Annotated in this window: 13 protein-coding genes and 2 tRNA genes; 8 read left to right on the top strand and 7 right to left on the bottom strand. The window is 45.5% G+C overall.

Annotated elements, in window-relative coordinates:
- Nucleotides 1-6 precede the first annotated feature (6 nt).
- From QXD64_00995 to QXD64_00960, 8 genes are all read left to right on the top strand, one after another.
- A tRNA-Gln gene (locus QXD64_00995) sits at nucleotides 7-463 on the top strand.
- Between the two features lie 22 nt (nucleotides 464-485).
- A complete protein-coding gene (locus QXD64_00990) occupies nucleotides 486-1640 on the top strand; it encodes a CorA family divalent cation transporter (GenBank protein ID MEM3395891.1) in 1155 nt (384 codons plus the stop codon).
- Nucleotides 1602-1686: transfer RNA gene (locus QXD64_00985), tRNA-Leu, on the top strand. Before QXD64_00990 ends, QXD64_00985 begins: the two co-directional genes overlap by 39 nt.
- Before the next feature lie 249 nt (nucleotides 1687-1935).
- The gene (locus tag QXD64_00980; protein MEM3395890.1) at nucleotides 1936-2796 is read left to right on the top strand and encodes a hypothetical protein; all 861 of its coding nucleotides are present in this window, start codon (nucleotides 1936-1938) and stop codon (nucleotides 2794-2796) included.
- Nucleotides 2797-2834: 38 nt separating this feature from the next.
- Nucleotides 2835-3965 carry an ATP-NAD kinase family protein gene (locus QXD64_00975; protein MEM3395889.1) on the top strand — a complete coding sequence of 377 codons (1131 nt, stop codon included), beginning with the start codon at nucleotides 2835-2837 and terminating at the stop codon, nucleotides 3963-3965.
- Nucleotides 3966-3983: 18 nt separating this feature from the next.
- Complete coding sequence (gene tdh / locus QXD64_00970; GenBank protein ID MEM3395888.1) at nucleotides 3984-5033, top strand: L-threonine 3-dehydrogenase; 1050 nt, start codon at nucleotides 3984-3986, stop codon at nucleotides 5031-5033.
- A 9-nt stretch (nucleotides 5034-5042) separates the two neighbouring features.
- A complete protein-coding gene (locus QXD64_00965) occupies nucleotides 5043-6230 on the top strand; it encodes a glycine C-acetyltransferase (GenBank protein MEM3395887.1) in 1188 nt (395 codons plus the stop codon).
- Between the two features lie 421 nt (nucleotides 6231-6651).
- The gene (locus tag QXD64_00960) at nucleotides 6652-6789 is read left to right on the top strand and encodes a hypothetical protein (GenBank protein MEM3395886.1); all 138 of its coding nucleotides are present in this window, start codon (nucleotides 6652-6654) and stop codon (nucleotides 6787-6789) included.
- Here the strand turns inward: QXD64_00960 and gatE are convergent.
- Genes gatE through QXD64_00925 form a run of 7 tightly spaced genes read right to left on the bottom strand, consistent with a single transcriptional unit; the run spans nucleotide 6767 to nucleotide 12009 of the window.
- Nucleotides 6767-8632 carry a Glu-tRNA(Gln) amidotransferase subunit GatE gene (gene gatE, locus QXD64_00955; GenBank protein ID MEM3395885.1) on the bottom strand — a complete coding sequence of 622 codons (1866 nt, stop codon included), beginning with the start codon at nucleotides 8630-8632 and terminating at the stop codon, nucleotides 6767-6769. The two genes, QXD64_00960 and gatE, sit on opposite strands and share 23 nt — an antisense overlap.
- Nucleotides 8633-8634: 2 nt before the next feature.
- Nucleotides 8635-9900, bottom strand: coding sequence for a Glu-tRNA(Gln) amidotransferase subunit GatD (gene gatD, locus QXD64_00950; protein MEM3395884.1), 1266 nt, complete (start codon nucleotides 9898-9900; stop codon nucleotides 8635-8637).
- Nucleotides 9901-9923: 23 nt separating this feature from the next.
- On the bottom strand, nucleotides 9924-10592 hold the full coding sequence (locus tag QXD64_00945; protein MEM3395883.1) for a fumarylacetoacetate hydrolase family protein: 669 nt from the start codon (nucleotides 10590-10592) through the stop codon (nucleotides 9924-9926).
- 22 nt (nucleotides 10593-10614) lie between these two features.
- Nucleotides 10615-10806: a DNA-directed RNA polymerase subunit N gene (locus QXD64_00940; protein MEM3395882.1), complete on the bottom strand. Its 192-nt coding sequence runs from the start codon at nucleotides 10804-10806 to the stop codon at nucleotides 10615-10617.
- Nucleotides 10807-10811: 5 nt separating this feature from the next.
- Nucleotides 10812-11210, bottom strand: a complete 399-nt coding sequence (locus QXD64_00935) for a 30S ribosomal protein S9 (GenBank protein MEM3395881.1) — start codon at nucleotides 11208-11210, stop codon at nucleotides 10812-10814.
- 12 nt (nucleotides 11211-11222) lie between these two features.
- On the bottom strand, nucleotides 11223-11645 hold the full coding sequence (locus tag QXD64_00930) for a 50S ribosomal protein L13 (GenBank protein MEM3395880.1): 423 nt from the start codon (nucleotides 11643-11645) through the stop codon (nucleotides 11223-11225).
- A gap of 4 nt (nucleotides 11646-11649) precedes the next feature.
- The gene (locus tag QXD64_00925; GenBank protein MEM3395879.1) at nucleotides 11650-12009 is read right to left on the bottom strand and encodes a 50S ribosomal protein L18e; all 360 of its coding nucleotides are present in this window, start codon (nucleotides 12007-12009) and stop codon (nucleotides 11650-11652) included.
- Nucleotides 12010-12488 lie beyond the last annotated feature (479 nt).

The raw sequence follows: 12488 nt of genomic DNA, 5'->3' as shown, positions 1-12488 counted from the left end.
TCAGATAGCCCCGTAGTGTAGTGGTCAATCATGCGGGACTCTGGAGGAACCCTTTTCAGGGGCTTACGCCCCCGAAAAGCGTTCACGGAAACCTTTTCAGGCTTCGCCCGAAAAGGTTTCATCCAAAAAAAAGGTCGGTTCGGAGATGCTGAAAGCATCCCCTTAATGCGGGTACCGTAGGGTGTCAACCCTCGGGGGTTACCGTAAGGGGGCGCAGCCCCCTCGCCCGAAAAGGTTTCATCCAAAAGATGGTACGACCCAAAATGGGCGGGTTCGGGGAACCCTGTTGCTCACTAACGCTCGCAAAAGCGTTCACGGAAAAAAGGGTCGGTTTGGGGATGCTGAAAGCATCCCCTTAATGCGGGTACCGTAGGGTGTCAACCCTTGGGGGTTACCGTAAGGGGGCGCAGCCCCCTCGTGCCAGAGATATCCTGCGACGCAGGTTCGAATCCTGCCGGGGCTACCTCTCAAAATAGAGGTGGAAAATGGCATTAAACAACGGATCTTGTATAACATCCGGAACAACTATGGAACACGACGGGCTTTTTGTAGGTGTAAATCCGGAGGGAAAAACCACCAGATGTTCTTCGTCCAACGCACCAGATTTCCTGCATGAAATAGAGAAGTGCACAATTTCATGGGTAAACTTCAGGGTTGATGACATTGAGAATGAGGGATTAAAAATTGCGACTATATTTGGCTTTTCTTCAAATCTGTATCAAACACTTATCAAGGAAGGATTATCTGGCTACTTTGACATTGACACAGAATTAGGAATTAAACTCCCAGCGGTTCATGTAGAAAAAGACACAGTTCACATTCTTCCAATTATTATTCTCATAAGAAAAGGTCTCGTGCTTACTATTCACACAGAAAAAATTATAAGGTTTTTTAGATTCGGAAGATATGCAGACATATTTTTCAAAAAAATTCCAAAAAACATTCCTATTGAAGACAAAAACACAATAATTATTTCACGGCTGATTGATGAAAGCAACACCAGGAACTTTGAGTATCTCTCAAAGATAGAAGCATCTGCAGATGCACTTAATGACCTTATGGCAGAAGCATCTACACCAGGGATAGAAATCGCAAGAGGGATTCACAGGGTAAAGAAGATGATAATCCAGTATATGAATGTGCTCTGGGCATCGCTGGATGTAATCCACTCCCTGAGATATGGTGATGCCGACTTGATTTCAGACAATCCCAAGCTACTGGCAAAAATTACACTTTTAGCAGAGGATGTAAACAGACAGATTGGCATCACAGAACACATGTCTGAGGTGCTTTCCTCCGGGCTTGAGGTTGTGCAAACAATCTACAACAACCAACTCCAGCAGTTAAATAACAGAATTACATGGATTGCTGCCTGGCTTGCAATCCTAAGCACTGCAGCCATCGTTCCCAACACAATCGCAACAATTCTTGGCTCCCCAGTATGGGGGTTAGATTCCACGAATCCCTGGCATGTATTTATCTATCTGTGTCTCATCACAATTCCCACAGTATGGGCTACATTCTTTGTTTACACATGGGTAAAACAGTTTGCGAAGCTTCCATCGAGAAGAGCAGAGGCAGAAATTAGAATTACGGAACGGGCGGGGATTCCCAAGCCTGGTCAAAGGGGCAGGACTTAGAATCCTGTTGCGTAGGCATTCGCCGGTTCAAATCCGGCTCCCCGCAAACCCTTTTCAGGGGCTTCCGTCCCCGAAGCGTTCACGGAAAAGGGGGTACATTAGGGGGACGAAGGCCCCTCGTCCAAAAAGCGTTTATGGAAACCTTTTCAGGCACGCCCGAAATGATTTCATCCAATAAATGACAGCCAGTTCTGTGTGTTGTAAGAGGCAGATTGACACAATTACCTTAAGGCAGGTAAACCCAACAGAAAAGGTTATCTCTCACCTGTGCTATCCTGATTTTGGAGGCGTTTTGATGGCTGAGCCACCGGAAGAGAAAATTACCGCTGAGCAAGGAACGAAGAAAAAACCTGACGAAAGAGAGAGAATCGCAAAGATGCTCATAAGATTGAAAGAGGAAACAAGAAGGGTAAATGCACTTTTAAAACAAGCATCTGAAAAGGAGGCAAGAGCAGAGACGCTTTTGAAGGAAATCACACTCCAGAAAGAAAATCTTGCAAAGAGAGAAGAGGAAATCAAGAAAAGGGAGGAGATGATCGAAGAGAGAGAAAGAAACACAACTGAGCGTATTGAAAAACTTCAAGAAAGGATAGATGAATACAAAAAGTTACGAAGTGAGTTTGAAGCTAAGAAAAAGGAATATGAGGAGTTTGAAGCAAAATACAATGAAAAAATGGAAGAGCTAAAGAGGAAGTCTGAAGAACTCGATGCCAGGGAAAAGAGCATAATAGAAAGCTCTAAAGTTTTGGAAGAGAACCTTAAGAAAGCTGAGGAGAAGTATGTTGAAGGGGAGAAAGCAAAGCGAGAGTATGAAGCAAAGCTTGCTCACCTTGAGGAAAGAGAAAAAATTTTGGAAGAATTTGAAAAGAAGCAGGAAGAGTATGCTAAAACCCTTGAAGAAAAAGAGAAGGAACTGTTCGAAAGAGAATCCAGAATTGAAGCATTTGAGGAGAAGGCATCTGGCGAGGTAGTAACCCCAGATCTTGCTGCAAAGGAAGAGGAGATAAAGAAACGTGAAGAGGCCCTTGCTGAAAAAGAACGATTCCTCGCAGAAAGGGAAGAAAAACTGAATACATTGGCTGAGAAGATTAGAAAGGAAAGAGAGGCACTGGTGGCACTGCGAGAGAAAATCAAGAGTGAAAAAGGAGAGCAATAAGGCAAAACTTCTATATCTTCCATTTCTTCTTCTGTTTGATGCTGAAACTTGGCTTTGTATTGAACCCAATTGCAGGAATGGGTGGGAGTGTTGGACTGAAAGGTACAGATAATGTCGTGGAGGAAGCATTGAAAAGAGGTGCAAAGCCAGTTGCAGAAGCAAGAGCAAGAAAGTTTTTTCAGACATTGGTTGCTGAACACAGCGAAGTTCTGAACTTACACAAACCAGTGTGGTTTGTTGCAGGTAACCCCATGGGTGCTAGTTTGTGTATTGAGGCAGGGATAACACCAGAGATAGTTTATATTCCAAAGGAGCCAACCACCACAGAGGATACATTAAATGCAGTCAGAGAGTTCATTGAGAGAAAATGCGATTTAATTTTATTTTGTGGAGGTGACGGGACAGCCAGAGACATTGCTTCAATTGTTGGAGCCAAAATCCCAGTGCTCGGAATCCCTGCAGGTGTGAAAATGCACTCCGGTGTTTTCGCCACCACACCACAAGCTTGTGCCCATGTGCTGGCTGACTTTATCAATGGAGAATTGCGGCTTCGGGAGAGCGAAATAATGGATGTGGACGAGGAAGCTTACAGACAAGGCACCTGGAGAGTTAAGCTCTATGCCCTCGCACTCACACCCTCCGAACCAGAATTTGTACAGACCAGCAAAACCGTGATTGAGGTGGATGAGACCGAACTACTGGATGGAATTGCAGAACATGTGATTGAAGAAATGGAGAAAGAACCAGATACTCTATTTGTATTTGGCCCAGGTTCCACAACTGCCCATGTTTTTGAGAAAATCAGGCTTGAAAAAACCATTCTAGGTGTGGATTGTGTCGCTAACAAAACGCTCGTAGCAAAAGATGTAAGTGAGAAGGAGTTGCTGGATTTGATACCGAAATACAAAAAAGTTAAGCTCGTGCTCAGTCCGATAGGCGGCCAGGGTTTTGTGCTTGGCAGGGGAAACCAGCAGATAAGTGCTGCAGTGCTTTCCCAAATTCAATTGGATGATATAATGATAATTGCTACTCCTGCAAAACTTGCCTCAATCTCCGCACTGAAGTTCGATATATTCGGCTTGGAGATTACAGATAGGTTTAAAGAGAGGAAGTACTTGCCGGTTATCACGGGGTATCACACTTGCACGATAAAGAAAGTGCAAGTTTGAACTGGCAGAGGTGAAAAAATGGAAAAAATGCGAGCTGTAGTAAAGGTTAAAGGTGAGGCAAACGGAACTGAATTCAAAGAGGTTCCGGTGCCTGATGTGGGTCCAAACGATGTGTTGATTAAAGTAAAAGTGGCATCAATTTGTGGCACTGATGTGCACATCTTCAATTGGGATGACTGGGCAAAAAATCGGCTCAAGCTTCCGCTTGTGTATGGTCATGAATTTGCTGGTGAAGTTGTGGAGATTGGAAAAAATGTGAGGTTTGTGAAAGTTGGTGAATTTGTGTCTGGTGAGTGCCACATCGCCTGTGGACATTGTTTTAACTGCAGAAATGGACTTGCCCATATCTGCCTCAACACGAAAATTTTCGGTGTGGACAGAGATGGGGCTTTTGCTGACTACATTTCAATTCCAGAATCAAATGTGTGGCACAACGACCCTTCTCTCCCACCAGAGCTTTGCTCTGTGCAAGACCCCCTTGGAAATGCTGTGCATACTGCCTTCTCTACTGATTTTGTGGGAAGGGATGTTGCCGTGCTGGGGCTTGGACCAATCGGTGCAATGTGTGTAGCAATTCTAAAAACCTGTGGTGCAAGCAGAATTTTTGCAATTGGGAGAAGAAATGCCTACAGAATAAAGCTTGCAAAAGAAGTGGGTGCTGACTATGCCCTCAGCTCTACCGATGACGATGTGCTCAGCATTGTGAAAAAGGAGACAGGAGGCAAGGGAGTGGATGTGGTCCTTGAAACCGCAGGGACGCCTGATGCAGTGCAACTCGGGCTCGACATTCTGCGCCCTGGCGGGAAAATTTCCCTGCTTGGAGTTTATGCAAAACCCCTCACACTTGACCTTTCAAAGAGCGTTGTCTTCAAGTACGCTACAATTCAGGGAATAAACGGAAGGCTGATGTATGATACATGGTACAGAATGGCTGGACTTTACAGAATTCCAGAATTCAGAGAGCGGATTGCGAAAATTATAACCCATAGGTATAAATTTGAGCAGTTTTTTGAGGCAATGGAGAAAATGCGCTCAGGCGAAAGTGGAAAAGTGGTAATGTTCATGTGAGGTGAAAAAATGAAACGAGATCCAGTAGGATTTTTGAAAACAGAGTACGAGGAGCTTGTGGCGAAGGCATTTGACTGGAAAATCAGAGTAGTGCAGGGACCTTCAACGCCCAGGTTAACAGTGGACGGGAAGAAAGTGATAATGTTCTGCAGCAACAACTACTTGAATCTGAGCAACCATCCAAAGCTCATCGAGGCTGCAAAGAAAGCCCTTGATACCCATGGTGCTGGCTCGGGCAGTGTGAGGGCAATTGCAGGGACAATGGACTTACACATAGAGCTTGAGAAGCGAATCGCAAAGTTCAAGAAGAGAGAGGCAGCACTGTATTATCAGACAGGGTTTGCAGCAAATGCGGGACTGATTCCACAGCTTGTTGGAGAGGGCGATGCAATTCTCACAGATGAGCTAAACCATGGCAGCATAATTGATGGTGTGCGACTGACAAAGGCAAAGCGATACATCTATCCGCACAATGACATGGCAGGACTGGAGAATTCACTCAAACAGGCCGATAAGGAAGGCGCAAGACGAATATTGATTGTGACTGACGCTGTTTTCAGCATGGATGGAGACATTGCAAAAGCAAAAGAAATCTGCAAGTTGGCTGAGGAATATGGAGCAATGACCTACTTTGATGACGCCCATGGCGAAGGCGTGCTGGGTGAAGGAGGCAGAGGGATTGGCTCCCACTTTGGTATAGAAGACAAAATCCATGTGGAAATGGGCACATTCTCAAAAGCCCTTGGCGTTGTCGGAGGAATGATTGCTGGCACTCAGGATCTGATCAACTTTGCCTACAACAAATCCAGAACATGGTTGCTTTCAGGTAGTGCACCACCAGCAACTGTCGCTTCATGTATTGCAGCAATCGACGTGCTTGAAACAGAGCCACAGCATGTCCAGAAGCTATGGGAGAACACAAAGTATGTGCGAAAAGAGTTGCAGAGCATGGGATATGACACTGGTAATAGTGAAACCCCGATAATTCCTGTGATTCTTGGCAGGAGTGATCTGGCAAAGCAGTTCAGCGAGATGCTGTTTGAAGAAGGCGTGTTTGCATTGCCAATCGTGTTCCCGATGGTAGCAAGAGACAAGGCACGAATCAGAAACATAATGAATGCTGGACATACAAAAGAAGACCTGAACGAGGTGCTTGCTGCCTACGAGAAGATTGGAAAGAAGCTGAAAGCAGTGTAAAAAACTTTTTATACAATTTTTTTAATGTAATATTGTCAGAAGAACATTCATCCATCTACCATAAACCATTAGAATGTAATCTCACAAATAACCTATATTTTATTCTAATCTTAGGACTGATTGTATTAGACCAGCTTCCAGTAAAATTTCATTACTGCATTTGTGTTCTAGCCATCTATTTTTCCATTGACTACATTGTGCCTTATGGGTCTGTTGATCACATACAGGCGTCATAAGGTTCCACTGATTTTCTTCTTTTCCTCACCAAACCCCATGAACTGTTATATCTGGATTCTTGTCGTTCACTATGTGCGTGAGAAGACAAAAAATTTCCCTTACCTTCATTTCAAGCCAGAAATAGCCAGATAATTTGTGTATCTTCCGTAAATTATATATATCCCTCAAAACAATTACAAATTGTATGCAAAATGTAGACGAAGCACGGAAGACCGAGATAGAATTACTCTGCAAAGGATTCCTGCTCACTTATGAGACCAACAAGGATACGGCTACAGCGTTTTGCAAGGGATTTTTGCTCAAGCTGGAGGGTTATCGCTAAGCTTTCTTTTCACAATCTCATTTACTGTTTTTCCATCTGCCCTTCCCCTCAATTTTGCCATTGCTAGGCCCATCAATGCTCCCTCTGGATTTGGTTTCGCTCGAATCTCTGGATGTGCAGCCAACAACTCCCCCACAATTCTCTCAACTTCTTCTACCGAAAGCTTGGCAACGCCAGATTTCTCAATCGCTTTCTCAATTGTGGTGGCACCCAGCAGGAACGCCTCAATCACCTTTTCAATTCCTTCCTTGGCAAATTTTCCAGAAGTATAGGCAGAAAAAATTTCCTCAAGCACATCCTGGCTCAATCGCTCAACATCCAGCCCGCGCCCCTTCATCTCTCCCAATGTGTTTGTCAGCACCCTTGCTATTTCGTTCACAGCCGCAGGAAACTTTCCAGCCAGATACTCAAACTCAATGTCTTTCCAATCCCTTATTATCTGCCTTGCAATCTCATCGCTTATTCCATATTCCCTTGTGAATCTCACAACCTTCTCCTCAAATTCCTCAACAACAATCAGGTCTGCCAGAAGTTCAGGAGTTACAGGGATCGGAGGCACATCTGTTTCTGGATACATTCTCGCACCACCTGGCAATGGCCTGCTGTATCTTGTTGTCCCATCAGGCAATGGGTCCCTTGTTTCCTCTGGCACACCCGCAATTGCAACTCGCGCTCGCTGTATTACAGCCCTCAATCCCTTTTCCAGTTTTTCTGGCTCACCTGCAGCCAGCACGAAGGCATCGTTTTCAGCAAGAGAGAGCCTCTCACGAAGTTTTACAATCTCCTCAGCCGTGATTCCATAATTCGGCAATTCATCAGAATGGAAAATGCCCCCTAAGCCAAACACCCTTGCATGCTGCGCAAGCTCAGAGCCCAACCGATGGGTTTCCTCCCATTTCTTTCCTAAAAGTCCTGCAAAGCCAAGAAGTTTCACAGCCATTACTTTGCCACCACTGCTCAGTGCACTTTTTATTACCTTCGACCCAGTTTTTTCAAACACTTCTGTCACATCAAAAATCTCATCCACAACCACCGCATCTCTCTCCTGAAGCTTCTTAGATACTTCCACCAGTTTCAACTGTCGCATCGCCTCATTTTTCACATACTCTGGCAATAAATTAAGTTCCTGGACACCTTTTATCTCCACTCTTGCTCCTCCGCCTACTGAAATGTTCAGGTCCTCCCTGATTGTCCCTATTCCCCGCTTCACTTTCTTGGTTGCTCTCAACATCAGACCGATCCGTTCAGCCACTTCTCTTACCTCCTCAGGACTGTGTAAATCAGGCGTTGTGGCAATCTCAATGAGCGGAATGCCCAGGCGGTCAAGACGGTAGGTCACTTCCTGCCCCTGCATCTCTATTTTTCTGGCTGCATCCTCTTCAATGCAGATTGTCGGAATCCCAATTTCCTTTTCATCAACCTTCAATTTTCCGTTTACAGCAACAAGCGCAGTCCGTTGAAATCCGGTTGTATTTGACCCATCCACCACAATTTTCCGCATCACATGAATTTCGTCAAGCACCTCTGCATTCAGATGCTTTGCGATGCTCAGCACTACCTTCAGCGCCTCTGGATTTAGAGCATGCGGTGGCTCTTCATCACACTCAACAAGGCATGTGCTCCCTTTAACAACCTCATACTTAAACACTAGGTTTCGCTCCGCAGTTTCCCTTGCAGCTGCATCTATCTCTCCTTCCTCCCCCTCTGCAGCCCTCAATTTTCTCAGAAATGTTGTCAGGACTTCCTCGCTTAGCTCTGAATCGCACTCACAGAAAAGTTTTTTTGTATCCAGTTGCTGATGAATTTCAAGCCCCACCTTCAATCCAACAGCCAGCCAGTCCATCATCACACCTCCCTTCTCTGTGAAAACTCACCAGCGATGTTTGTCACCATCAATGTCTTTACCTCTTCCTGGCTCTTTGCACGGGGAAGCACCCACATCAGCTTCACATACGCCGTCTCTGGAAGCATGTCCTTTCCATCAATCACCCCTGCCCTTACCAATTCTCTACCAGTTGAGTAAACATTCATATTCACTGTACCATGGATGCATTGCGAGGTCATCACCACAGCACAACCTTGGCCGATGTATTCTTTCACAATGGGCACAAATTTGGAATTCACATGCCCGAGCCCTGTACCAGCAATCACAACACCTCTTGCACCGTCAAAAAATGCTCTGAAAAGCTTCTCGCTCATTCCTGGATAGAAATAAAGCAAATTCACATTTTCTTCCAGCTTTGTGTCGAACTTCAGCAACCCGGGCTTTCGCACTCCTTGCACCACAACCTTCTCACCCTCCACAAACCCAACTGGCTCGGCGTTAATGGTTTTAAACGCATCCCTCCTGCTCGTGTGCATCTTTCTCACTTTGGTGCCTAGATGAACTGCACATCTTGTATCTGAGCTGTTTTCGTGCATGACAACACAAACATCTCCAACCTCTGCACTGGCTGCAAATCTAACTGCTGAGAGTAAATTAAGATGGGCATCGCTGGAAGGTCTATCCGAGGAACGCTGAGAGCCAACAAGAACCACTGGCCCTGGGAGCGAAGAAAACATGAAGGAGAGGGCAGCAGCAGTGTAGCCCATTGTGTCCGTGCCATGGGTAATTACCACTCCTCTTGCGTTACTGAACTTTTCTGCAATTCTCTCAGCAATCTGCTGCCACATTTTCACATTCATGTCCTCACTCAAAACGCTGAAGAGAATCTCAGGAGAAATCCTTGCAATCCTGAAAAGCTCTGGCATCGCTTTCACGAGTTCACCTGGTGATTTGGCCGGATGCACTGCCCCTGTGCGGTAGTCCACATAACTTGCAATCGTGCCTCCAGTTCCAATTATTGCTACATTAGGCAACTCTGGATTCTGCTCAACAGCAACCTCCTTTTCCTCCTGAATTTTTCGCTTCTGGACAAGCTCAACACTCTTTATTTTTTCAATTGCAATTCCAATGTTGTAACCATTTTTGAGTTTAACTACAATTGCTCCTTCATCACTAAATTCATGGTGGGGCATGAGGATACCCTGAAAAATGCCTGTAGTGGTCTGAACTGCAATTGTGTCTCCTGTTTCCAGCCCTTTCGCCTTCAGAAACTCCTCATAGTTCATGGCATGCCTTAAGGAATAAAGGATTATGAATTTTTGGGCGGGCCTATTCTCACACAAAGTTTTCCTATGCCAGAAATTTCAGCTTCCACAATGTCGCCTGGCTTCACGACACCAACACCCGCGGGTGTGCCTGTAGCAATGATGTCGTAGCGCTCAAGTGTGAAAATTTCTGATGCCTTTGCAATCAACTCTTCAATTCCAAAGACCATCTGACTTGTATTTCCTTGCTGTCTCAACTCACCGTTCACTCTCAACGAAATTTCCAGTTTTCTCCAGTCCAACTTATCTGGCTCCACGATTTTCGGTCCGAAAGGAGCAGAGGTGTCAAAACACTTTGCCTTTGTCCATGGCAATCCCTGGTTTTTCGCCTCTCTCTGCACATCCCTTGCTGTCATGTCTAGAATTATTGAGAACCCCATTACATCCTTCTTTAAGTTTACCTCTTTTGCATTTTTCAACCTTCGCTTTATGACCACAGCAAGCTCTACCTCATGCTCCACATGATTTGAATAGGCAGGCAGAACCACGGTGCTTTTGTGAGGCACCAGGGCCGAACGAGGTTTGATAAAGAACACTGGCTCTGATGGGAGATTTTCCTGCATCTCGTTTGCATGAGCAGCATAATTTCTGGCAACACACACGATTTTTGAAGGTAAAATCTCAATTTTCCTGCCTTTGTACCAGACCTTCATAAAAGGAAAAAGGGAAAAAATTTCAGTCAAATTTTGCGATGTCGTCTATGAGGTCTGCGTGGGTGAGCAGCATCCTCCTGCAGCAGTATCTTTTCAAGCCAAGGCTGTCCAGAACTTCTCCCGGCTTCTCTCCACTTTCCACCCTGCGCTTGAACACTTCATAGTAGGAGCCAATCACCTTTCCGCAGGTGAAACATCGCACTGGGATTATCATCTTCCTCACCTGTATGATTTCTGGCGTTTCTTCCTAGCGCCTCTACCACCTGGCTTCTTCGGTAGTTTTCTTCTCGGGTCACTCACAAGCAGGTTGCGGTCCACCTTCCTAAAGAGTTCCTCGAGTTCCTTATCGCCCAGAAACTTCACAAGGCCTTTTGCAATTGCAGTTCTAGCTGCTGAGGCCTGTCCCATGATGCCGCCACCTTCCACAACCACATCTATGTCCACCTTCATCGCCTTTTCCTTCGCAAGAATCAATGGTTCCATCACCTTCAATCTTGCGAGTTCTGGCTGGTAAATTTCTATTGGAACTTTGTTGATTCTAACCCTGCCCTTGCCTTCACGCACATATGCCCTTGCAATGGCAGTTTTTCTTTTTCCACTTGTTGTGATAACATTCATTCAAATACCTCCTCAAAATTTAGCTCCAAGTTCTCTAGATAACTCACCCAGAGATATGAATTTCACTTTTCCTTTGCCTTCCGCCTCTGGCACACTCACTATCTTGTAATTCTTGAATTCTTCTGGCATTCCAATGTAAACCCTTAGGCGTCGATACGCCTCGGTGCCTCGTCTTGACTTTGCATAGGGGAGCATGCCCCTCACCGTACGTCTCAGAATTCTATCTGGCATTCTCGGGTAAAATGGCCCTTTCCTTTTTCTCACATTGCCAGCATGCCTCTTCTTCAGGTAATCCTCAATTATCTGCTCTCTTGAGCCAGTTATAATTGCTTTCTCTGCATTGAGCACCACCACTTCTTCACCATCAAGAAGCAGTTTTGCCACCTCTGAGCATAGTCGCCCCAGAATCTTGCCTGTTGCATCTATCACTATCATTGTTTCACCCCAGAATCCTCACATTTGTGCCTTTCGGATTTTCGGCCATCAACTCTCTGAGTGTGAGTACTCTTCCACCCGCTTTTGTGATTTTTTCCTTTGCACTGGCACTCGCACTATAGGCTGCAACTGTCACTGGCTTCTTGATTTCTCCAGCACCGAGCAGTTTTCCTGGCACTACAATGGTTTCGTTAGATGCTGCAAATCTGTCTATCTTGCTCACATTCACTTCAGCTCGATTTCTGTTTGAGCCCTCAAGACGAAGTGCAACATCTCGCCAGATTGGTGCATCTGTTTCTCTTGCCCTCTTCTTCAGCTCGAGAATCAGATTCACCAGTTCAGGGTTTGTTTTTTTGTTTTTCATATCTGACTCCTCCGATGTTGTGAACTCTCCTAAACTCAGATGGTTTATAACAGTTTCGGAGAACCCTTTTCAGGGGCTTACGCCCCCGAAAAGCGTTCACGGAAACCTTTTCAGGCTTCGTCCGAAAAGGTTTCATCCAAAAAAAGGGTAGGTTCGGAGATGCTGAGAGCATCTCCTTTGCACAGGTACCGTAGGGTGTCAACCCTCGGGGGTTACCGTAAGGGGGCGTAGCCCCCTCGCCCGAAAAGGTTTCATGGAACCCTTTTGTTCGCTAACGCTCGCAAAAGCGTTCACGGAAAAAGGGTCGGTTCGGGGATACCTAAGGTATCCCTCCTTGATGCAGGTTATGGTAGGGTCATAAAGAATAGCCATTACAAATCTTTATTTGGGAGAGGCATATAAAAACCTCCTTGGGTAGAAAGGAAGCATTCGCGGTGTGTCCCATTTGGAGCAAGATGGGACACCCTCTCTTTTCTAAG

It is taken from the genome of Thermoplasmata archaeon (assembly GCA_038874435.1).
Classification (GTDB): Archaea; Thermoplasmatota; Thermoplasmata; order Lutacidiplasmatales; family SKW197; genus SKW197.
Note: the sequence above shows the minus strand (reverse complement) of the source record. Positions and strands in the feature narration are given on the sequence as shown.